Origin of the sequence: Salinicola tamaricis (assembly GCF_003006155.1) — a bacterium.
Lineage (GTDB): Bacteria > Pseudomonadota > Gammaproteobacteria > Pseudomonadales > Halomonadaceae > Salinicola > Salinicola tamaricis.
This window is the reverse complement of the sequence record NZ_CP023559.1, coordinates 1,618,323-1,641,036: the sequence shown is the minus strand read 5'-3', so window position 1 is coordinate 1,641,036 and position 22,714 is coordinate 1,618,323. Positions and strand designations below refer to the sequence as shown.

Sequence of the window (22,714 nt, the reverse complement as noted above, 5' to 3'; positions counted from 1 at the left end):
TTATCCCGGCCGTGCCCCGGGGCTCAGATGATTTCGAAGTAACGCGCCAACTCCCAATCGGTGATATGACGACGGAACTGGCGCTCCTCCCACTCGCGGGTGGCGGCGAAGTGCTCGACGAAGGCATCACCGAACAGCTCGCGGGCGGCATCCGAGCCGCGCAGGCGGCCGGCGGCATCCCACAGCGTGCGCGGCAGTGCCAGCGACGCCGGATGCTCGCGTTCGTACGCATTGCCGGTGACCGGCGCCTCCGGTTCGAGCCCCTGCTCGATGCCGTAGAGCCCAGAGCCGATCGCGGCGGCCAGTGCCAGATAGGGGTTGGCGTCGGCACTGCCGAGGCGATACTCGACCCGCTGGGAATGCGCCGAGCCGGGGATCACGCGCAGCGCACAGGTGCGGTTCTCGACGCCCCAGGTGGCATCGGTGGGCGCCCAGAAGCCCGGGATCAGCCGGGTGTAGCTGTTGATCGTCGGCGCGAACATCGCCAGCAGCTCCGGCATCAGGCGCTGCTGGCCGGCGACGAAGTGACGCTGGATCTGGCTCATGCCGTGGGGCGCGTCGGCATCGTAGAAGGCCGAACGGTCGCCGTCGCGATGGCGTAGCGAGAGATGGATATGCCCGCTCTGGCCGGGGTAGTCCGGCGACCACTTGGCCATGAAGGTCGCCATCAGCCCGCGCCGCTGCGCCCACACCTTGGTGAAGGTCTTGAACAGCGCCCCCTTGTCGCCGGCGGCCAGGGCATCGTCGACGCCGATCGCCGCCTCGAGCACCCCGGGGCCGGTCTCGGTGTGCAGTCCCTCGATAGGGAAGTCCATCGTCTCCGCCAGCGCCAGCAGATCGTGGTAGAGCTCGCCGTGCACCGAGCTGCGCAGCATCGAGTAGCCCATCATGTCCGGGGTCAGCGGCTTGAGCTGGCGAAAGCCCTTCTCGCGGATCGACTCAGGGGTCTCCTGGAACAGGAAGAACTCGTACTCCAGTGAGCCGAAGACAGCGAAGCCCAGCGCCTCGGCGCGGGCGAGCACGCGCCTGAGCAGCCCGCGCGGGCAGAGCTGGCCGGCCTCGCCCTCGAACTCGGCCAGGAACAGCAGCATGTCGCCCTCGAACGGCACCTCGCGGCAGCTCTCGGGGACGATCCGCAGTGGCGCATCCGGATAGCCGGTATGCCAGCCGGTGAAGGCGACGTTGTCGTAGAGCTCATCCTTGCTGTCCCAGCCCAGCACCACGTCGCAGAAGGCAAACCCCTTCTCCAGCGCGGCGAAGAACTTGTCCCGCTGCATGTACTTGCCGCGCATCACCCCATCGATGTCGAACATGCCGACCTTGACGTGGCTGAGCCCGCGCGCCTCGACGAGTTCGCGCGCCTGGGCGGCGGTGCGCACGCTTCTGGCTTGGTGATCACTCATGGCCGTTCCTCGCTCACAGTGTCAGGGAGATCGGGATCACGCCGCGCGGCCGTCGTCGTCCGCGGCCTGCTCGCCTCGCTGCATGGCGAACTCCTCCTCCGGCGACAGGATCAGACGGTGCCGCCCGATGAAGGCGAAGTAGCCGATACCCACCGCCAGCCACAGGGCGACGCCGATCACGCCGACCCGGTAGGTGCTGTCGCTGAGCTGGAAGTAGATCGTCATCAGCGCGATGACGATGGTCGCCACGGCGCCGGGAATCCCGAAGGGACTGCGGTAGGGGCGCTCGATATGCGCATGATGGCGGCGCAACAGGATGAAGGAGAGGGCCTGGGCGATGTAGGAGCACATGGCGCCGAATACCGCCATGTTGAGCAGGGTTCCCCCGATCACCGCCGAGCCCTCCTGGGTGCCGAGACCGAAGAAGCAGATCAGCATGATCGTCAGGCCCACCAGCGCGCCGCCGATCATCGCCACGTGCGGCGTCTTGCGCGTGCCGTGGGTCACCGAGAGGAAGGTGGGGAAGTAGCCGGCACGGGAGAGCGAGTAGATCTGGCGGCCCTGGGCGAAGATGATGGTATGGAAACTGGCGATCAATCCGACCAGCGCCAGCAGCGCGAGGAACTTGGCCGTGCCGGCACCGAAAATGGCCTGGAAACCGTCCAGCAGCGGCTCGCCGGACTGGCTCAGGGCATAGGCGCCGACGCCCACCACCGACGGGTTGAGCACCAGGATCAGCGTGGCGGAGATGATCAGGGTAGTGATGCCGAGCAGGATGCCGCGCGGCATGTCACGCCGCGGGTCGACCGACTCCTCGGCGGCCAGCGGCAGCTGCTCGATGGCCAGGAACAGCCACACCGCAAAGGGCATTGCCGCCAGCGCCCCGCCGATGCCCATCGGCAGCAGCGGTCCGTGACCGCCTGCGAGCTCACCGCCGCCGGGTGCGATGTTCAGCGCCCAGGTCGAGAAATCGAGATGGGTGAAGGCGCTGAACCAGAACACCACCAGCACCGCCAGCGCCAGCAGGGTCACCGCCAGCGTCACTCGGAAAGAGAGCTCGACGCCGACGATGTTGAGGCCGACGAACAGCAGATAGCCCAACAGCCACCACACCGGCTGGAACGCCGCCGGCGTCTCGAAGATGCTGCCCAGATAAGAACCGATGAAGAACACGATCACCGCCGGCGTGAGCACGTACTCGACGTTCTCGCACAGGCCGGTGACGAAACCGCCCCAGGGCCCCATGGAAGAGCGCGCGAAGGAGTAGGCGGCGCCGGTGTGCGGCAGGGCCGGCGACATCTCGGCGATGCAGAAGGTCAGCCCCAGATACATCACGGCGATGATCGCGGTGGCGATCGCCATGCCGCCCCAGCCGCCCGAGGCGAGCCCCAGGTTCCAGCCCGAGTAGTGGCCCGAGATCACCGCGCCCACACCCAGGGCCCAGAGCGACCAGGGGCCGGCGTGGCGGCGCAGGCCGCGCTTGTCGAAATAGCTGGCATCCTGCTGCTGGTAGTGGATGCCGGCGGCGGGTTTAGCGTGGTTTGTCATTGTTCTACTCCCAGGATCGAGCCACCCAGTCTCGCGATCCCACTGCCGCCAGCGTCGTCGACACTCCCGGGGCGACGCCGACCTACGCTGACCGCGCCCACCTCGAGTCTGAGCGCGTCGGCGTGACAAAAGCAATCCCTATCGCGACGTCCCGTACGCTATCGCTGCGCCCACGACCGCGCCTATCTCTGCGCCCACGACCGCGCCTATCTCTGCGCCCACGACCGCGCCTATCGCCGCGTCCACCGCTGTGCCCATTGCCACGCCTCGCTGCCGGCGGGGTTGTGGTGTAAGGTCCAGCCAGTCGCGTCCCGCCCGCCGTTCTGGAGAATTCGATGTCCACCGCCGGCCCCGATACCGTCACTGCCGCCGACCCTGCGCCACGCCCCCGCGGCCTGGCGCGAATCCCCGACTTTCTGCGCCTGACTCGTCTCGACAGCCGATCGGCACCTGGCTGCTGATGTGGCCCACGCTGTGGGCGCTGTGGCTCGCCGCCGACGGCCTGCCGGACCGCGCCAACCTGATCATCTTCGTGCTCGGCGTCTATCTGATGCGCGCCGCCGGCTGCGTGGTCAACGACTACGCGACCGCAAGATCGACGGCCACGTCAACGCAGCCCAAGGAGCGCCCGCTGGCCACCGGACGCATCCGCGAGCGCGAGGCCAAGATCCTGTTCGCGTGCTGGTGGCGGCGGCCTTCGTGCTGGTCTGCTTCACCAATCTGCCCACGGTGCTGCTCTCCTTCGTCGGCGTGGCGATGGCCGCACTCTACCCCTTCATGAAGCGCTACACCCATCTGCCTCAAGGTGGTGCTGGGGCTGGCTTTCTCGTGGAGCATCCGATGGCGTTCATGGCGTGAGCCGCAGCGTACCGCTGGAGGCATGGCTGCTGCTGCTGGCCAACCTGGCCTGGACCGTGGCCTACGACACCCAGTACGCCATGGTCGACCGCGACGACGACATCAAGATCGGGGTCAAGTCCACCGCGCGCCTGTTCGCCGTGCCGACAAGCTGATCATCGGTCTGCTGCAGCTAGCCACGCTGGCACTGCTGGCCTGGATCGGCGCACGCCTGGCGCGGTCGGCTTCTTCGGCTGGGCTGGCCGCGATGGCGGCGACCTTCGTCTACCAGCAGTGGCTGATCCGTGAGCGCGAGCGCGGCCCGTGTTTCCAGGCCTTTCTCACAACTTCTGGTCGGGGCTGCTACTGTTCGCCGGGGTGGTGCTGAGCCTGTGGCCGGTGATATGAGCCGCTGCGTCATCGAGCGCTCCTCTTCCACCCCATCGACCACCGGCCGCCGCCCAGGGCCGACGGCCTCGATACGAGATGTGATAGGTGGCTGTGACGTGCGGTGAACGAGAGGGATGACACCGATGTCATGTATTTGTCATATTTTCACGCTGTAATCGTCACCGTTCTGTCACGGCCGGAGGTTCCCCGCTGCATGCGGCCTCCTCGGCGGCTCACTCGAGGCCTGTCATGAGCTCCAAGACCGTACTCATCGTTGACGACGAGCCCTCCATCCGCGAAATGATCGCCGTGGCACTGGAGATGGCCGACTACCACGTGCTGGAGGCGGACAACGCCCAGAGCGCCCCACGCCATGGCGCTGGACCACAACCGGATTTGATCCTGCTCGACTGGATGATGCCGGGCACCAGCGGCATCGAGCTGGCGCGCCGCCTCAAGCGCGAGGAAGCCACCGCCGAGATGCCGATCATCCTGCTCACCGCCAAGGGCGAGGAGGACAACAAGGTGCAGGGGCTCGAGGCGGGCGCCGACGACTACATCACCAAGCCGTTCTCGCCGCGCGAGCTGGTGGCCCGGCTCAAGGCGGTGCTGCGTCGGGCCACGCCGCCGGGCATCGAGGAGGCGGTCGAGGTCGAGGGGCTCAAGCTCGACCCCGCCAGCCACCGCGTCACCTCCCACGGCAGCGCGCTCGAGATCGGCCCCACCGAGTACCGCCTGCTGCAGTTCTTCATGACCCATCAAGAGCGCGCCTACACGCGTAGCCAGTTGCTCGATCAGGTCTGGGGTGGCAACGTCTACGTCGAGGAGCGCACCGTCGACGTGCATATCCGCCGGCTGCGCAAGTCGCTGGGTGAGACGCATCAGCATCTGATCCAGACGGTACGCGGCACCGGTTACCGCTTTTCGATCAGGGAGTAAGTCGCAGCGTGCGCTACTGGATCAACGAACTGTGGCGCCTTGGCTACATGCTGTTCGGGCTCGGCGCAATGGGCACGCTGCTGGGCGAACTGTTCAATGCGCTGTTCGCCGGCCTCGGCTGGGGGCTGGCCGCGGGGCTCGGGCTCTACGTCTTCCTGCATCTACGCCACGTGCGCCAGCTCTACGTATGGCTGCTGCGCCATCCGCGCGAGGCGCCGCCACCCGGTACCGGAGTGTGGGGCGATCTGTTCGACCGTCTCTACACCTATCAGAAAGCGCAGAGCCAGATGCAGCGCCGGCTGCGCGATATCCTGCGGCGCATCCAGGACTCCTGCGAGGCGATGCGCGACAGCGTGGTGATGCTCGACCCGCACGGCGACCTGGAGTGGTGGAACAGCGCCGCCTCCGACATGCTCGGCCTGCAGCCCGACCATGACCGCGGCCAGCCGATCACCAACCTGCTGCGCGACCCACGCTTCATCGACTACTTCGAGGCCCGCGACTACCGCGAGCCGCTGATGATCCCCTCGCCGCTCGACGCCGCGCATACGCTGCAGTTCCATATCACCCTGTTCGGCGATGACGAGCGCCTGCTGATGGTGCGCGACGTGACTCGGCTGCACCAGCTGGAAATGATGCGTCGCGACTTCGTCGCCAATGTCTCCCACGAGCTGCGCACCCGCTGACCGTGCTGGCGGGATATCTGGAGACCTACTCCGACCACGCCGATCAGTTGCCGACCCGCTGGCAGCGTGGCTTCTCGCAGATGCAGGCGCAGACCACGCGGATGCAGAACCTGGTCGAGGACCTGTTGCTGCTGTCACGCCTGGAGATCGACAGCCCCAATGACGACCGCGACGCCATCGATGTCCGCTCTCTGCTCGAGAGCATCGTCGACGACGCCCGCGGGCTGAGTGCGGGTCACCAGCAGATCGCGCTGCAGATCGACGAGCCACACCGCCTGCTCGGCAACACCAAGGAGATCCGCAGTGCGGTCTCCAATCTGGTCTTCAACGCCGTGCGCTACACCCCCGAAGGCAGCCATATCACGCTGCGCTGGAAGCCATGGCACGATGGCGCCGCGATCGAAGTGGAGGACGACGGCGAGGGCTTCGATCCAGTGCACATTCCGCGCCTGACCGAACGCTTCTACCGCGTCGACAAGGGGCGCAGCGCCGCCACTGGCGGTACCGGCCTGGGGCTGGCCATCGTCAAGCACGTACTGCTGCGCCACGATGCTCAATTGGAGATCGTCAGCCGACCCGGCATGGGCGCCCGCTTCCGCTGCGTCTTCCCCGCCACGCGTCTGGTCGCAGACGACGAGGGCAGCGTGCCGGACTCCTCCGCGATGGCATGAACGCCACGGGCGGTATCTCACCGCCCGCCCTTTCCCGCGCAGCCATCCCGTTCTCGCTGCCCCAGGCGCTTGACCCGCTCTCTCTGTGTCCTCTCTCTGTGTCCGCTGTCTCTACGCCCGCTTTTCCTCGGCCCGTTCTCTACTAGGCCCGCGATCTATAGGTACTCGTCACATCGGCCCCTTTTCTCGCACCAGGCTGTCGCGCACGCACCGGCGGCAGCGGCTCGCTGCGCAGCGATTCGTTATCTCAATCTTAAGTAGACGCTGCCGATAAAGGGAGCGGACTAATAGTCCCATTCCTCTGTATGACTTGCAGATACCTCGGATAAGGACGATTTTCGCGATGACGATGCGGCAAAAACTCTGGATCACAGTGGGATTGATGTGGTTCGGCATGCTGGTGCTGGTGGGCTGGATGGCCCTGGAGAAGCGCGACACGCTGATGGCGGAGCGGGTCCAGAGTCTCAAGAGCTTCGTCGCCAGCGCCCAGACGCTGGTCCAGCGCTACGCCGATCGCGCCGCCCAGGGTGAATTCAGCGTCGAAGCGGCGCAGAATTTCGCCCGGCGCAACCTGTCGGCGCTCGATCTCGACGGCAGCTATGTCTACGCCTTCGACGGCAAGATTCACCTCGTCTATCACCCCAAGCGGGCGCTCGGCACCGACATGAGCAACTTCCGTGACGACAACGGCGTCTATTTCTATCGCGAACTGAAGGCGCTGGCCGACTCGCCCGACGACGGCACCCTGGAGTACACCTCGACCAACGCCGACGGCGACGACGTCTCGCGCATCAACTACGTGCGCTATGTCCCCGCCTGGGACTGGTATCTCGCCGCCAATGTCTATGTCAGCGACATCCAACACGCGTTCTGGATGGGCGTGCTCAAGATGAGCCTGATCGCCGGCACGATCGGAATCGTGATCACCCTGGTCATGGCATGGATCATCCGCAGCGTGCTGGGTGATCTGGGCGGCGACCCGCGCCACGCGCGCGACGCGGTGCAGGGCATCGCCGAAGGCGACTTGACCCGCGGCTTGACGCTCAAGTCCAATGACCGCCACAGCCTGCTGCACGCCATCGAGGGCATGCGCCAGCACCTGGCCGAGGCCCCTGGGCGGCGTGCGTCAGCCTCCACGATCACCGTGGGGGTGGGGCAGATTCACAGCGGCAACCAGGACCTGGCGGCACGCACCGACCAGCAGGCCGCCTCGATCGGCGAGACCGCCTCGAGCATGGAACAGTTGACCCAGACCGTGCGTCAGAACGCCGAGAACGCACGTCAGGCCAACGGCCTCGCCGGCCAGGCGCGCAGCACCGCCAGCGAAGGCGGGGCGATGATGGATCAGGTCGTCTCCACCATGCAGGGCATCACCGATAGCTCACGCCAGGTGACGATATCGTCGGTGTGATCGACTCGATCGCCTTCCAGACCAATATCCTCGCCCTCAACGCCTCGGTGGAAGCGGCCCGTGCCGGCGAGCAGGGCGCGGCTTCGCCGTGGTCGCCAACGAGGTGCGCACCCTGGCCAGCCGCAGCGCCGACGCCTCGCGCCAGATCCGCGAGCTGATCGACGCCTCCAATCGCAAGATCGAGGCGGGGTCGGGATCGTCGCCGAGGCCGGCGAGACCATCGGCCGGGTGGTCGAGTCGGTATCGCGCATGACCGACCTGATCGAGGAGATCTCGGTCGCCTCCGCCGAGCAGTCCAACGGTATCGACCAGGTCAACGAAGCTGTGGTGCAGATGGACCAGGTCACCCAGCAGAACGCTTCGCTGGTGCAGCAGGCGAGCAGCGCCGCGGCCAGCCTCAACGAGCAGGTGCAGCGCCTGGAACAGGCCCTGGCCGGCTTCCGCATCGACGGGGCCGAGTCGCGTCCGTCCACCACGGCCGCGCCCGTGGTCCAGGCTCGAGTTCAGGCTCAGGTTCAGGCACCGGCGCCCCGCCTGAGCGCGCCCCGTCGGCCGGCCATGGCCAGCACCGAAGAAGACTGGGAGTCGTTCTGATTCCATCCCAGCGGGGGCCGGCACGCCGGCCCCACTCTTTCTTTGACGGCAACCCTGGCCGGTACCCACGCCGGCCGACGCCATCTCGGGACAACGACAGGTTAAGATGGGCGCTTTCACCTCTGCTGGAGCGTCGTGCCCATGCCGTCGATCACCCGCCCGCGATCTCTTCCTGCTCGGCGCCGCTGGCGCCACGGCCCGACCACCCTGCTGCTGGCCGCCACGCTCTGGCTGTGGGCCACCGCTGCCTTGGCAGAGCCGGTCGCCACCTTTCCTGCCAGTGTCGAGCAGGGCTCGATGGTGATCGGGCGGGTGCCACCGGGCAGCCAGGTACGAGTGGCGGGTCATACGCTGCGGGTCACCGGTTACGGCACCGTGGTGTTCGGCGTCGGCCGCGATGCCCAGGGCGCACAGTCGATCGAGATCGTCACCCCGGATGGCCGGCAGCAGCAGGCGTCAGTGGCGATCACCCCACGCGACTGGCCGATCGAACGCATCGATGGCGTGCCGCCGAAGACGGTCTCGCCGCCGCCGAAGATCGCCGCCCGCATCGCCCGCGAGCAGGCCGCGGTAAGCGCCCAACGCCAGCGTGACGACGACCGGGTCGGCTTCGCCGAGCACTTCATCTGGCCGGTGAAGGGGCGCATCAGCGGGCGCTTCGGTAACCAGCGGGTCTACAACGGTACCCCCGGCTCGGCCCACTCGGGCATGGATATCGCCGCCGCCACCGGCACCCCGGTAAAGGCGCCGGCCAGCGGCGTGATCACTTTCGCCGACGACCTCTATCTCACCGGCGGCACCGTGCTGCTCGACCATGGCTACGGCATCAGCTCCAACTTTCTGCACCTGTCGCGGATCGACGTCGCCGTGGGCCAGCACGTCACCCAGGGCGAGGTGATCGGCGCCGTGGGCGCCACCGGCCGCGCCACCGGGCCGCACCTGCACTGGGGCATGAACTGGTTCGATACGCGTATCGATCCGCTGCTGGTGCTCGATAGGGCTCAATGAGTCCGGGCGTCGTCTGAACCATCGGTGAGCGCAGACATTGTTCAGATGACGCTCAGCGCTTCCAGTAGCCCGTGACCAGATGCTGCCCCTTGGCCAGGGCGAACTCGCTCTTCAAGCGTTTGCGCAGGCGCTGGCTGACCTCGGCCTCGCCGGCAAACCACACGAAGCGGTCACTATCCGCCGCCGGCAGCGCCGCGATCACTGCACTGGCGAGCTGTTCGCTGGGGGCATGGCCCTGGCAGCGGTAACACCAGTGCAAGTGCGCACCAGGATGGGCCGGCAGCGTGAGCCGATCCGCCGGCGACTCGACCTCCAGCCACGCCTCGATGCGCGCCGCGGCCGGCAGCGTCTCGAGCAGGCGCGAGATCGCCGGCAGCGCGGTCTCGTCCCCCGCCAGCAGATAGTGCGCGGCGCTGGCCACACCGCGCCCGTAGGGCCCAGCCATGCCGCAGAGATCGCCGGGCCGGGCGCGACGCGCGAAGTCGCCGCCCGGCCCTGGTGCCGCATGCAGCAGAAAGTCGATCTCGACCTCGCCGCGCTCGCGATCCAGGCGCCGGATGGTGTAGTAACGGATCGCCGCGCGCGCGTCTTCCGGCGGCCACAGGGTAGCGCCCTCCGCCGTCGGGCGCGGCCACTGCGGCCGCGCGAGCCCCGGAGGCGGAAAGTGCAGCCGCACGTGCCACTCCTCGTCATGGTCGAAGCGCGCCAGATCCTCACCGGCCAGGGTCAGCCGGCGCATGCTCGGCGACAGCGCCTCGCTCTTGACCACACGCATCTCGCGGAAGTTGGCGAAGGTCGGCGCGGCGACGACATCACCATGCCAGTGCAGCGGCACTGCGTTGTCGCCGGCGAATAGCGCCGCATAGTGCTCGATCACGCTGCGCAGCGTCTCCAGGCCGTCACGGGTGGCGGCACACGCCTCCAGGCGCAGGCCGACTCGAATAGCGGTGAAGCTCGCCTCACCGCCGGGCAACTCGACCACGATGCTGGCACCTTCGCTGCGATAGCCGACATCGTACTCATCCAGAAAGGCTCTCAGGCGCGATTGAAAATTATTTACATCGGTGAGCGTCAGTGTGGCGTCGCAGCGAAGTGCAGTCATGGTGTCTAACGTCAGCGGGGGTGGCGCGGAAAACGCGAGGAGAAAAAGACGCAGGCCGGCAGACGCCGGAAGTGACAGACTAGCAGATAGAGAACCCCAAACGCAGCATGCCCCCGTCGAGACGGGGGCATGGCAGGGTCACGCAGCCCGGCTGAGTGCCGGGCGCGGTGAGCCGATCAGGCAGTCGCTTCGGCGTAGCGGCGGTTGACTTCATCCCAGTTGATGACGTCGAAGAAGGCCGCGATGTAGTCCGGGCGCTTGTTCTGATACTTCAGGTAGTAGGCATGCTCCCACACGTCCAGACCCAGGATCGGCGTCAGGCCGTCCATCAGCGGGCTGTCCTGGTTGAGGGTGTTGATGACCTTGAGCTTCTTCTCCGGGGTCACCACCAGCCATGCCCAGCCGCTACCGAAACGACCGGTGGCCGCTTTCTTGAACTCCTCTTGGAAGTTCGCGTAGCCGCCAAGTTCGCTGTCGATCGCCTCGGCAACCTTGCCGGTCGGGGCACCGCCGCCATCCTTGGACATCACGGTCCAGAACAGCGAGTGGTTGGCGTGGCCGCCACCATTGTTGATGACCGCCTGGCGCTTGTCCTGCGGCACCTTGTCGATGTCGGCCATCAGCTTGTCGACCGGCACGTCTTCGAGCCCGGTGCCTTCCAGCGCGGCATTCAGGTTGTTGACGTAAGTCTGATGGTGACGGGAGTGGTGGATCTCCATCGTCATCGCATCGATCTTGGGTTCCAGCGCGTCGTAGGCGTACGGCAGTGACGGTAAGCTATGAGCCATGATCAAACTCCCTTTCTCAAGAGGCCTGTGCCCGACGTGGGCGCCTCGCGGGTGAATAACAATAGTGAGCAGCGCGCGGCGGTGTCAAACCGATAGGCACCGTCTGGCGCCCTGCCTTTTGACGCTAACCTGCTGATCTTCAGTGCCTTTACAAGCCGCCCGACGCGGAGCGACTTGGCAAAATCTCGTCTTACATCACCTACATGGCGTGCCTCAGGGGTGCTTTCAACCCCTGCCCCCGGGGTTTTTTTTCCGTGAGCGCGTCGGGCGGCCGTGCCCCACCACCGATATACGTCTCACAGCACCTGGGTGAACACGAACATCAGCATGAACCCCAGCAGCACGCCGGCGGTGGCGAAGCTCTCGTGGCCCTTGCGGTGCGACTCGGGAATCACCTCGTGGCTGATCACAAACAGCATCGCACCCGCAGCAAAGGCCAGCCCCACCGGCAGCAGCGCCGAGGCCAGATTGACCGCCAGCGCGCCGACGATGCCGCCGACCGGCTCCACCAGGCCGCTGATCAGCGCCGCCAGCAGCGCCATGCCGCGCGAATAGCCGATGGCGATCAGGCCCAGCGCCACGATCAGCCCCTCGGGCAGATTCTGGATGCCGATCCCCAGCGTCAGCGCCAGCCCGGCAGAAACGTCGCCGGTGCCGTAACCCACACCCACCGCCACCCCCTCGGGGAAGTTGTGGATGGTGATGGCGAGCACGAACAGCCAGATACGCCGAATCTGCAGCGCATCGGCACCGCTCTGCTTGCCCAGGGCGAAGTGCTCGTGGGGCAGCAGGCGCTCGATCGCCAGGATGGTGACCCCGCCCAGGGTCATCCCGGCGCAGACGATGGCCAGCGCCGGCCACTGGCTGCGGCTCAGCGTCAGCGCCTCCTCGAACCCCGGCAGCATCAGCGAGTAGGCGGTGGCCGCCAGCATCACGCCGGCGCCGAAGCCCATCAGCGAATCCTCCAGCCGCTGGCTGATACGCCGCAGCAGCAGAATCGGCAGCGCCCCCACCGGGGTGAACAGCCCCGCGATCAGGCTCGCCAGAATCCCCGCCTGGACATTGCCCAGCGCGGCGAAGCTCTCGTGCAGGCCGGTGAGAGAGACCGCCGCCAGCAGAATGGCGGCCACCAGCAGCAGCGCCCCGAGGCCGCGCTGCCAGCTCACAACATCACGCAGATCTGACATATCGACCTCAGCGCGCCGGCACGGGCGGGGAGCGATAGTAGCGGTCCCACAGCATCACCCCGCCACAGCGACGCCGCCCGGCAGCAGCACCAGATTGAGCAGCGGCACCCAGGTCGCCAGCGACATGCAGCCGCCATAGGTGAGGGTCGGCCACCAGCGCGCGCGCAGCCGCCGGCGCATATCGGTGAAGGCCACCTGGTTGTTATCCATGGGGTAGTCGAGATACTGGATCGCCATCATCCAGGCGGAGAACGCCGCCCACAGGAAGGGCGTGATCAGGTTGAGTCCGGGCACGAAACCGAGCAGGAACAGCAGTGCCATGCGCGGCAACAGGTAGCCCAGCTTGACCAGCTCGCGCCCTACCGCGTCGACACCGGTCTTGATCCAGCCGCGCTCGTCGCTGGGCGGGCGCCCGGTCAGACGGGTCTCCACCTTTTCGGCGAGAAAGCCGTAGAACGGTGCCGCAATGAGGTTGGAAACCAAGGTGAAGGTGAAGAACACCATCAGCACCAGCGCGACCACCAGCAGCGGCCAGATCAGCCACTCCAGCCAGTCGAGCCAACTGGGGACCTGGCGCATGCCGTAGTCGAGCCAGCCGCCGAAGTTGCCGATCAGATAGTAGATGGTGCCGCCGTAGAGCAGCAGATTGACCACGATAGGGCCGATGACGAAGCGCCGCAGGCCCGGTTCGAGTACCAGCCGGGTCCCACGGACGATCGCTTGCAGGGAGTAGATCATTCGAATTCCGCCATCCGGACAGTGCGTTGCAAGATCGACAAGCTAACACAGTCCGCGCCCCCGGCAAGCTAGCCTGGCGTCACGGCGGAGACGATCACTCGGCTCAGCCCTGGTCGGGCTTGTTGCCGCTGTTTTTTTCCGACGAGCCGCTATGACCCAGCGAGGCCGCATCGAGCTTGTCGATCGAGGTGTGGCGGATATCGCGCCCCTTGACCAGATAGACCACGTGCTCGGCCAGGTTGTCGGCATGGTCGCCGATCCGCTCGAGCGCGCGCAGCACCGTCATCACGTTGAGAATACCGCTGATCGAACGCGGATCTTCCATCATGAAGGTGGAGAGCGAGCGCATGGCGGAGGTGTACTCGGTATCCACCGAGTCGTCTTCCTGCAGCACGCTCAGCGCCAGTTCGGTATCGAAGCGGGCGAAGGAGGTCAAGGCATCGCGCAGCATGCGGCGCACGTGCTCGCTGATGTGACGAATCTCGACGCTACCCTGGGGGATGCGCCCGGCGTCGATCAGGTCGATGGCGTTGCGGGCGATCTTGTTGGCCTCGTCGCCCATGCGCTCGAGGTCGTTGGTGGCGCGGATCACCGCGATCACCAGGCGCAGGTCGGAGGCCGCCGGCTGGCGCCGGGCCAGAATGCGCACGCACTCCTCGTCGATCTTGAGCTGCAGGTCGTTGACGCTGGTGTCGTTGTCGCGCACGCGGGTGGCCAGCGTGCTGTCCCCTTCGAGCAGCGCCGAGATGGATTCCTGCAGCTGCTTTTCGACCAGGCCACCCATGGCCATCAGTTGGCTCTTGAGCGCTTCGAGATCCTGGTTGAACTGCTGCGAGATGTGCTGGCTGTGGGTATCGCTGGTGATATCCATCGAGGGCTCCGAAAGGACGAGACGTCAGGGCGATGGCCGTACGCGGACGGCGTGGGCGTATTACCACCTATCGCAGCATGGTGCCGCGATTTTATTGCAAGCATATGACACCGGACTGGCGATCACAGCGGCGTCAGCTTGGCAAAGCCTAGCACCAGCCACTTGTCGCCTTCGCCCTCGAAGCTGACATGGACCCGGGCGCGGGCACCCTCGCCTTCGGCATCCAGAATCACCCCTTCGCCGAACAGCGGATGGCTGACACGTTGACCCAGGGCCAGCGAGGGCAGCTCGTCGCCACCCTCGACGCGCTGCTGGCGCGCCGCGCCGACGCTCGGCCGCGAGGTCACCGGGCGCGACACCTGGCCGCGCAGACGGACCTCCTCGAGCAGCGCCTCGGGGATCTCGCGCAGAAAGCGCGACGGCCGCGCCATCGTCTCGCGGCCGTGGAGGCGGCGAATCTCGGCGTAGGTGAGATAGAGCTTGCGCATTGCCCGGGTCAGGCCGACATAGCAGAGCCGGCGCTCCTCTTCGAGCCGCCCCGGCTCCTCCAGCGACATCTTGTGTGGGAACAGACCCTCCTCGATGCCGGCGACGAACACCACCGGGAACTCCAGCCCTTTGGCCGAGTGTAGCGTCATCATCTGCACGCAGTCCTCGAACTCGTCGGCCTCGTGGTCACCGGCGTTGAGCGCCGCCTCGGCCAGGAACGGCTCCAGCGCCGCCGCGCCCTCGCCGGCCTCCTGCAGGTCGATCGGGTTGCCTTCGCTCTGCTGGAAGGCGCGCGCGGCGTTGACCAGCTCCTCCAGGTTCTCGACCCGCGCCTGGCCCTTCTCGCCCTTCTCGTTGCGATGATGCTCGACCAGCCCGGTGAGGGTGATCACGTGATCGATGATCTCGTGCAGCGCCATCCCCGCGGTGTCGTTGTCGAGGCGTTCGATCAGCTCGGCGAAGGCGTTGACCGCGTTGCCAGCGCGCCCCTTGAGGGTGGCATCGCCCAGGCTGTCGTGGAGCGCCTGCCACAGCGAGACGCCGGTATCGCGGGCGCGCATGCGCAGGATCTCGACCGTGCGCGTGCCGATGCCCCGCGCCGGCACGTTGATCACCCGCTCCAGCGAGGCGTCGTCCTCGCGGTTGAGCAGCAGGCGCAGATAGGCCAGGGCGTTCTTGATCTCGAGCCGTTCGTAGAAACGCTGGCCACCGTAGATGCGGTACGGCACGCCGCTGCGGATGAGTGCTTCCTCGATCACCCACGACTGGGCGTTGGAGCGGTAGAGCACCGCCATCTCGCGCCGGGCGTGGCCGTTGCGGTGCTGCTCGTTGATGGTGTCGACGATGAAGCGCGCCTCGTCGAGATCGTGAAACCGGCGTAGACCGAGATCTTGTCGCCGGCATCACCGTCGGTCCACAGCTCCTTGCCCATGCGCCCGGTGTTGTGGCTGATCAGGGCGTTGGCGGCATCCAGAATGGCACTGTAGAGCGGTAGGTTCTGCTCCAGCGCACCGTGCGCGTGTGCGGAATTCGCTCTCGAAGCGGCGGATGTTCTCGACCCGCGCCGCGCCAGCCGTAGATCGACTGGTCGTCGTCGCCGACCACCGTGCAGGCTCTCGCCATCGCCCTCGGTGCCCGGCGAGCAGCTTGAGCCAGGCGTACTGCAGGGTGTTGGTGTCCTGGAACTCATCGACCAGGATGTGTCCGAAGCGCTCGCGGTAGTGCTTGACAGCGCCGCGTTGTCGCGCAGAAGCTCCAGGCTGCGCAGCAGCAGCTCGCCGAATCGACCAGCCCGCCCGCGCTCGCAGGTCAACTGATAGCGCTCGTAGAGATCGACCATCTGCGCCATGTAGGCGTCACCGTGGGTGGCGACCTGTGACGGACGCAGCCCCTCCTCCTTGCAGCCGCTGATGAAGTACTGCACCTGCTTGGGCGGAAAGCGCTCGTCGTCGACGCCGTGATCCCGCAGCAGGCGCTTGACCAGGCGCAGCTGGTCGTCGCTGTCGATGATCTGGAAGTGCTGCGGCAGGCGCGCATCGTGCCAGTGGGTGCGCAGCAGACGGTGGGCGATGGAGTGGAAGGTGCCCACCCACAGGCTGCGCAGCGAGACGCCCTGCAGCGCCTCCAGGCGGGTGCGCATCTCGCGCGCCGCCTTGTTGGTGAAGGTCACCGCCAGGATGGCGTAGGGCGAGACACCCTCGGCCTGCAGCAGCCAGGCGATGCGATGCACCAGCACCCGGGTCTTGCCCGACCCGGCGCCAGCCAGCACCAGCATGTTGCCCGGCGCTGCCGCCACGGCGTCGCGCTGGTTGGCGTTGAGGGAGTCGATGAGTGCCGAGACGTCGTCCATGGAGAGCTGCAAGACCTGCGGTTGGAGAAGCGGCCGGCGCGGCCACACGCAGGCCGGCACGGCCCGAAGGCACGTGCCGGCCTGCTCATATGACGGCCGCGCAACGAACTACCAGTCTACCACAGCCGCCGCTTGCCCCGGCGGGCGCCGGGGCACGCTCAGCGCTTGCTCGCGGCGTCTTCGGCGGCAGCGCGGATGGCAGCGTCCTGCGGGCGCTCGGTGGCCGAGGGCGTCGACGAGCCGGGGGCCTGCTGCTTGGCGTCCAGCGGCTTGCCGTGGTCGTGGGTGGTACCGGCAGGCCCGGCGCTGGCCTCGGCGGCGGCCTGGGTGGTCGGCGTGGCCGAGGCGCGGCGGGCCGCACCGGCGTCGCTCTCTCTCTCGCTGTTACTGTCGGAGGCCGCGCGCTGGCGAGTGATGGCCTCGGGCTTGGGCGGCGGCTCGATCACGGTTTCATGGTGCATATCGGCGAGTTTCTCGGCCCCCTTGGCCACGTGGTGGTACAGGTCGCGGTAGTCGTCGACCATGCGCGTCATGGTCGCCGAGACCTGCTCGAAGTGCTCACGCACCTCGTCCTTGTAAGCCTTCTGCTCGCGATGCAGTTCGCGCATCGGCTCGGTGTTGTGCCCCCCGAGCTTGGCACCCAGCCAGTAACCCACCAGCACCCCCACGGCCCCCACTGCCACGACGATCGCGATCCAGGGCCCTACGCCAATGCTCTCCATACTCCGCTGCCTCTCGGTTATCGATGAAATCGGGCGCTAGTGCCCCGGTAAGAGACCGGAGGCGAGCGCGTACAGTTCCTTACCTAAGCATAATTCAGCCGCCTTCGGCCAGCTCGAGAGGCCTCGCCGTGGGCTTCGGCTCAGGGGCATCGGCCCAGTGAAATCGATTCAATGAAAGTCGCGGCTGCGCGGGGAGAGGCCGTCGAGCAGCGCACTGAGGTCGATCAGGCGCCGGGCGATGACATGGCGCACGCCCTGATGACACTCGTGGCGACCCACCACCCGTAGCAGGCGCGCCTCCAGCAGCACGCGGCGGTAGCGCTCGGCGAGCCGCTTCCACACCACCACGTTGACCAGCCCGAACTCGTCCTCGAGGGTGAGAAAAGTCACACCCTTGGCCGAGCCCGGGCGCTGGCGCCCGACCACCAACCCGGCCACGTTGACCCCGATATCGCCGGGCAGCGTGGCCAGACGGCGCGAGTCCACCACCCCGCCGAGGCCGCGGGCCTGGCGCAGCAGCGCCAACGGGTGTGGCCCCAGGGTGGTGCCGACGCTGGCGTAGTCGGCGCGCACCGCCTCGGCCACCGCCATGGGCGGCAGCGCGAGCGCCGCCTCCTCACTCTCCAGCTCGCCGAACAGCGGCAGCGTGGTCTCGATACCGGCCACCGCCCAGCGTGCCTGGTGGCGGTCACCGACGAGCGCCGCCAGGGCCCCGGCATCGGCCAGCCGCGACATCACCGCCGGCTTGACCCCGGCGCGGGCGGCCAGCCGCGCCACGCTATCGCAGCCGGGCGTGTCACGCGCCGCCAGCAGGCGCTCGGCATCGGCCTCGGCTAGGCCCTGGATCATGTGCAGGCCGAGGCGGATCGCCAGCTCGCCAGGGCCCGCGCCGGTGCGCTCGTCCACCGGCTCCAGGGTGCTCTCCCACTGGCTCTGGCGAATATCGACCGGGCGCACCTCGACCCCATGGCGGCGGGCGTCCTGCAGCACCTGATCGGGCGAGTAGAAGCCCATCGGCCAGCTGTTGATCAGCGCACAGGCGAAGATCGCCTGTTCGTGGCACTTGAGCCAGCAGCTGGCGTAGGTGAGCAGGGCGAAGCTGGCGGCGTGGGATTCGGGGAAGCCGTAGCTGCCGAAGCCTTTGATCTGCTCGAACAGACGCTCGGCGAACGTCTGCGTATAGCCCCGCGCCAGCATGCCCTCGACGATCCGCTGGCGGTGGTGTTCGAGCCCGCCGTGGCGCTTCCACGCCGCCATCGAGCGGCGCAGCTGGTCCGCCTCGCCCGGGGTGTAGCCGGCCGCCGCCACCGCCAGCGCCATCACCTGCTCCTGGAACAGCGGCACACCGAGGGTGCGCGCGAATACCGCCTCGACCTCCGCCGAGGGGAAGGTGACCGGCTCCTCGCCACTGCGCCGCTTGAGATAGGGGTGCACCATGTCGCCCTGGATCGGCCCCGGGCGCACGATCGCCACCTCGATCACCAGATCGTAGAAAGTGGCCGGCTTCAGCCGCGGCAGCATCGCCATCTGCGCGCGGGACTCGATCTGGAACACGCCCAGGGTATCGGCGCGCTGGATCAGGGCGTAGGTCTCGGGGTCCTCCGCGGGCAGGTCCGCCAGGCCGTAGTCGAGGCCGCGGTGACGACGCAGCAGGTCGAAGCTGCGCCGCAGCACCGTGAGCATGCCCAGGGCGAGCACGTCGACCTTCATCAGCCCGACCAGATCGAGATCGTCCTTGTCCCACTGGATCACGGTGCGCTCGGCCATGGCGGCGTTCTCCACCGGCACCAGGGTATCGAGCGGGGCGTCCGAGATGACGAAGCCGCCGGGGTGCTGGGACAGATGACGCGGAAAGCCGATCAGGCTCGCGGCCAGCACCAGCAGCCGCTGCAGCGGCGGCTCTTCGGGGACGAAGCCGTACTCGCGCAGGCGCGCCGCGTCGGGAATCTCGTCGCTCCAGCGCCCGGCACAGCGGGCCAGCTGGTCGATGCGCTCGGGGGCGAAGCCCAGTGCGCGGCCGATATCGCGGATCGCCCCGGCGGCATGATAGTGGCTGACCACCGCGGTCAGCGCCGCACGCTGGCGGCCATAGCGGCGGAAGACGTACTGGATCACCTCCTCGCGGCGGGCGTGCTCGAAATCGACGTCGATGTCCGGCGGCTCGTTGCGCTCCGGCGAGATGAAGCGCTCGAACAGCAGCGCGCTATGGGCCGGGTCGATCGAGGTGATGCCGAGGGCGAAGCAGACCGCCGAGTTGGCCGCCGAGCCGCGCCCCTGGCACAGGATGCCCTCGCCGCGGGCAAAGGCGACGATATCGTGCACGGTCAGGAAGTAGTGCTCGTAACCCAGCGAGGTGATCAGCGCGAGCTCGTGATCGAGCTGGCGCTGCACGTTCTCCGGTACGCCATCGGGCCAGCGCCACTGCGCCCCCCGGCGGGTCAGCTCGGCGAGCCACGCCGCCGGGGTCTGCCCCGCCGGCACCACTTCGTGGGGATAGGTGTACTCGAGTTCACCGAGATCGAAGTGGCAGCGTGCCGCCAGTGCCACGCTCTCCGCCAGCAGCTCGGCGGGGTAGATCGCCGCCAGCGCGGCGCGGGTGCGCAGATGACGCTCGCCGTTGGGGAACAGCGTATCGCCGGCCTCGAACACGCTCTGGTGCTGGCGGATCGCGGTCAGGCAGTCCTGCAGCGCGCGCCGCCCGCGGGCGTGCATGTGCACATCGCCCGCGGCCACCAGCGGAATCTTCAGCGTCGCCGCCAGGGCCTGCCAGCGGGCCAGCCGGGCAGCATCGTCGAGCCCCTGGGCGAAACCGTAGTGCAGCTCCGCTGCCAGCCACAGCCGGCCGGGAAAGTAACCGGCCAGACGCGCACCTGCCGCGAGCGTGGCGCTGTCATCCGGCAGCCACAGCGCGAACAGGCCAGCGCCGCCGTCGAGCGCGGCCAGGTCGCTGTCGTAGAGCCGATACTCGCCCTTGGGCGCGCGGCCGCGAATCCGCGTCAGCAGCCCGCACAGCTGGGCATAGCCGTGGCGGTTCTCCACCAGCAGCACCAGCTTGAGGCCGCTCTCGCTGCGCAGTTCGGCACCCACGATCAGGCGCACCCCGTGGGCCCTGGCAGCCTGCCAGGCGCGCACGATGCCGGCCAGGGTCGCCTCGTCGGTGATCGCCAGGGCGTGATAGCCGAGCCGCGCGGCACGGGCGAACAGTTCGTCCGCGGTGGAGGCGCCGCGCTGGAAGCTGAAGGCAGAGAGACAGTGCAGCTCGGCGTAGGCATTGGCCTCGTGGACTCGCTCTTTATGGGCGCCCGAAGCCGCGCCTGGGGACGTTGCCCCGTCATGGGCGCCCGAAGCCGCGCCAGGGGGCATTGCCCCGTCATGGGCGCCAGCAGCCGCGCCGGGGGCCGTTGTCTCGTCGCCATTGACGGTCACGCCGGCATCGTTGGCGGCATCGCCGGGCGGCCAGGCAGGCGGCCGGCTCATCCGAACCACCCGTGCAGATGAAAGCTCTCACCGCCGGGCTCGCGCCAGACCCAGGCGTGGCGGCCGTCGTGCCACTCGGCCAGATAGTAATCGCGACGCACGTCGTCACCATCCCACCAGCCGCTCTCGATCCGCTCGGGCCCGGCCAGCAGCCGGGCGATACCGGCCTCCGCTGGCATCATCTCGGCGAGCAGCCAGCCGGGCCGTAACCGCGACTCGGGGGTGTCGGTGGCGCGCGGCCCGGCGGCGGCAAACACTGCGGCCTCGGGTCGGTGCTCGCGATGCTCGACCAGTGGCTTCAGCGCCGCCTCGCCCAGCCGCGCCACCAGCCGCTGATGCAGCGCCGCCCAGACCTGGGCCTGGCGCGCGGGGCCGGCCAGCAGTTCGCGGCGCACCGGGGCATAAGGTGTGAACCGCGAGGCCGCCAGGGTCACGCTCAGCACAGGCCCTTCGAGACGCACCCGCTCGAGCTGCGCGCGGGTCAGTTCGAGCAGCGTCTCAGCGTCACGCTGGGGGGCCAGCAGGCCGACCTCGAAGCGCTGCGCCGGGCCGCCCTCCAGCCCCAGCACCAGGCTGAAACGCTCGACCCGGCATCCTGGCGCGCAGGAAAGCGCTCAGCTCCTGCAGCAGGCGCTTGAGCGGAAAGGCCAGCCGGCGATGGCGTGCACCGGGCGTTGAACTCGAAGCTGCGCGAGAAGTGCGTCGCCGGGCGATAGACCGCCAGCGCCAGCGGCCACTCGCGCGCAGCTCGCCGAGATGGCGCATCACCCCCGCCGAAGCGCGCGCTAGTGGGGCGGCGGCAGCGTGAAACAGCTCGCCGAGCCGCCGAAAGCCGCTGCGGTTCAGGGTCTGCCCTCTCCGCCGCCAGCCCACTACGCGCCAGCGGCAAGTCTCGCCAGCGCCGCTTCCAGCCCGGCGTCGTCCACTGCCAGGCCGTCGTGGGCATTGACCAGTATCCGCGCCGCGGGGTTGGGCGCCACCACCAGGCGGTGGGTAAACCCCAGGGCGGCGAGTTCGCCACGTAGCCGCGCTTCGAATGCCGGCCAGGGGCCGAACAGGGCCAGACTGCTGGCGACCTCGAATACCAGCGCATGCGGATAGTCGAGACTCACCTGACCACTGTAGGCGTAGGCCCAGGCGGCCAGACGCTGGCGCCAGCGCTCCACCGTCGCGGCCTCCAGCGGGGCGCAGTCAAGCGCCGGGCAGAACGCCTCGGCCAGCCCGCGCGGCTGGCCAGGTTTGACCCCCTGGTCACGCGCGGCCTGATTCGCGGCACGAATCCGCTGGCGCGGCGGCGCACCCTCGAGCAGGGCGAAGGGCGCCGCGGGGTCGTCGCGCCGGCGCAGCGCCCCCTCCAGCGCCAGCCGCGGGAACAGCAGACAGGCCCAGTGCACGGCGTCACGCCCCCGCTTCGAGGGCGATGTGCGTAGCGCGCGGCCACCCGCCGCGACACTTGAGCACTTCCAGCGCCGGCGTGCGCCCGGTGCCGGCGGGTGGAGGCGCAACCGTAGCGCCGCTGGCGAGGCCTCGCTGGCGCGCGCCAGCGGCCGATGCACGAAGCCCAGGGTATCGCCACTCGCCGCGGCCACCTGCAGCCGACGCAGGCGCGCGCATCGGCCTGCGGCAGCCACGCCAGCACCGCCGCACAGCAGCCGGCCCGCAGGCACTGCTCGGTGGCCCAGAGCGCTTCGCGCCCGCTCACGTCGAGCCAGTGGCAGTGGTCGAGTTCGACACCGGCGCGCCGCCAGGCCGCCGGATAGGGCAGCGCCGGCGGCGCCACCAGCACCACCGGCCGCTGCTCGCGGGTCAGACGTGCCAGCAGCGGCCACAGCAGCGCGAGCTCCCCGCTGCCGGCACCGCTACAGAGCAGCTCACTGATCGCCCCGCGCGGCCAGCCGCCCGCCGGCAGTGCCGCATCCAGCGCCTTGTGGCCGCTGGCGACCGCGCTGGCGGGTGCCTCGGCGGCGCTCTCCTGGGCACGCCAGACGACGCGGCTATCGAGCA

The 22,714-nt window shown here is 68.2% G+C and carries 15 protein-coding genes and 4 pseudogenes; 6 read left to right on the top strand and 13 right to left on the bottom strand.

Annotation, left to right across the window (positions count from 1 at the left end; genetic code table 11):
- Window positions 1-23 precede the first annotated feature (23 nt).
- Together CN538_RS07585 and CN538_RS07580 are read right to left on the bottom strand one after the other, a co-directional pair.
- Window positions 24-1,403 carry a glutamine synthetase family protein gene (locus CN538_RS07585; protein WP_106419040.1) on the bottom strand — a complete coding sequence of 460 codons (1,380 nt, stop codon included), beginning with the start codon at window positions 1,401-1,403 and terminating at the stop codon, window positions 24-26.
- 36 nt (window positions 1,404-1,439) lie between these two features.
- Complete coding sequence (locus CN538_RS07580) at window positions 1,440-2,951, bottom strand: amino acid permease (protein ID WP_106419039.1); 1,512 nt, start codon at window positions 2,949-2,951, stop codon at window positions 1,440-1,442.
- 335 nt (window positions 2,952-3,286) lie between these two features.
- On the opposite strand from CN538_RS07580, the pseudogene CN538_RS07570 reads away from it, so the two are divergent.
- The 6 genes and pseudogenes from CN538_RS07570 (at window position 3,287) to CN538_RS07550 (ending at window position 9,487) form a co-directional block, all read left to right on the top strand.
- A pseudogene (locus CN538_RS07570) lies at window positions 3,287-4,196 on the top strand (UbiA family prenyltransferase).
- A 231-nt stretch (window positions 4,197-4,427) separates the two neighbouring features.
- A complete protein-coding gene (gene phoB / locus CN538_RS07565) occupies window positions 4,428-5,117 on the top strand; it encodes a phosphate regulon transcriptional regulator PhoB (protein WP_106419038.1) in 690 nt (229 codons plus the stop codon).
- Between the two features lie 8 nt (window positions 5,118-5,125).
- Window positions 5,126-6,474 (top strand): annotated as a pseudogene (phoR, locus tag CN538_RS07560) (phosphate regulon sensor histidine kinase PhoR).
- 343 nt (window positions 6,475-6,817) lie between these two features.
- Window positions 6,818-7,885, top strand: a complete 1,068-nt coding sequence (locus CN538_RS25060; protein WP_164999529.1) for a cache domain-containing protein — start codon at window positions 6,818-6,820, stop codon at window positions 7,883-7,885.
- Window positions 7,882-8,479: pseudogene (locus CN538_RS25050) on the top strand (methyl-accepting chemotaxis protein). Before CN538_RS25060 ends, CN538_RS25050 begins: the two are co-directional and overlap by 4 nt.
- A 141-nt stretch (window positions 8,480-8,620) precedes the next feature.
- Entirely contained in the window at window positions 8,621-9,487 is an 867-nt protein-coding gene (locus CN538_RS07550) for a M23 family metallopeptidase (protein ID WP_106419037.1), read from the top strand.
- A 52-nt stretch (window positions 9,488-9,539) separates the two neighbouring features.
- Here the strand turns inward: CN538_RS07550 and CN538_RS07545 are convergent, their stop codons facing one another.
- From CN538_RS07545 to CN538_RS20905, 11 genes and pseudogenes are all read right to left on the bottom strand, one after another.
- The gene (locus tag CN538_RS07545) at window positions 9,540-10,589 is read right to left on the bottom strand and encodes a siderophore-interacting protein (RefSeq protein WP_106419036.1); all 1,050 of its coding nucleotides are present in this window, start codon (window positions 10,587-10,589) and stop codon (window positions 9,540-9,542) included.
- A 176-nt stretch (window positions 10,590-10,765) separates the two neighbouring features.
- Window positions 10,766-11,377, bottom strand: coding sequence for a superoxide dismutase (locus CN538_RS07540; RefSeq protein WP_035476106.1), 612 nt, complete (start codon window positions 11,375-11,377; stop codon window positions 10,766-10,768).
- Window positions 11,378-11,673: 296 nt separating this feature from the next.
- Window positions 11,674-12,564 (bottom strand): ZIP family metal transporter, encoded by an 891-nt coding sequence (locus CN538_RS07535; RefSeq protein ID WP_106419035.1) that lies wholly within the window; start codon window positions 12,562-12,564, stop codon window positions 11,674-11,676.
- A gap of 54 nt (window positions 12,565-12,618) precedes the next feature.
- Complete coding sequence (gene cysZ, locus CN538_RS07530; RefSeq protein WP_340638286.1) at window positions 12,619-13,302, bottom strand: sulfate transporter CysZ; 684 nt, start codon at window positions 13,300-13,302, stop codon at window positions 12,619-12,621.
- A 103-nt stretch (window positions 13,303-13,405) separates the two neighbouring features.
- A complete protein-coding gene (gene phoU, locus CN538_RS07525; protein ID WP_106419034.1) occupies window positions 13,406-14,173 on the bottom strand; it encodes a phosphate signaling complex protein PhoU in 768 nt (255 codons plus the stop codon).
- Window positions 14,174-14,295: 122 nt separating this feature from the next.
- On the bottom strand, window positions 14,296-15,495 hold the full coding sequence (locus CN538_RS26075; RefSeq protein WP_422917573.1) for a 3'-5' exonuclease: 1,200 nt from the start codon (window positions 15,493-15,495) through the stop codon (window positions 14,296-14,298).
- 69 nt (window positions 15,496-15,564) lie between these two features.
- Window positions 15,565-16,436: pseudogene (locus CN538_RS26070) on the bottom strand (UvrD-helicase domain-containing protein).
- A gap of 233 nt (window positions 16,437-16,669) precedes the next feature.
- The gene (locus CN538_RS07515; RefSeq protein ID WP_106419033.1) at window positions 16,670-17,233 is read right to left on the bottom strand and encodes a ZapG family protein; all 564 of its coding nucleotides are present in this window, start codon (window positions 17,231-17,233) and stop codon (window positions 16,670-16,672) included.
- 168 nt (window positions 17,234-17,401) lie between these two features.
- Entirely contained in the window at window positions 17,402-20,710 is a 3,309-nt protein-coding gene (locus tag CN538_RS07510) for an error-prone DNA polymerase (protein ID WP_242495645.1), read from the bottom strand.
- Entirely contained in the window at window positions 20,707-21,279 is a 573-nt protein-coding gene (locus CN538_RS20910) for a hypothetical protein (RefSeq protein ID WP_129591322.1), read from the bottom strand. The genes CN538_RS07510 and CN538_RS20910 overlap by 4 nt, the downstream gene beginning before the upstream one ends.
- Window positions 21,280-21,582: 303 nt before the next feature.
- Window positions 21,583-22,341 carry a Y-family DNA polymerase gene (locus CN538_RS20905; RefSeq protein WP_207233671.1) on the bottom strand — a complete coding sequence of 253 codons (759 nt, stop codon included), beginning with the start codon at window positions 22,339-22,341 and terminating at the stop codon, window positions 21,583-21,585.
- Window positions 22,342-22,714 lie beyond the last annotated feature (373 nt).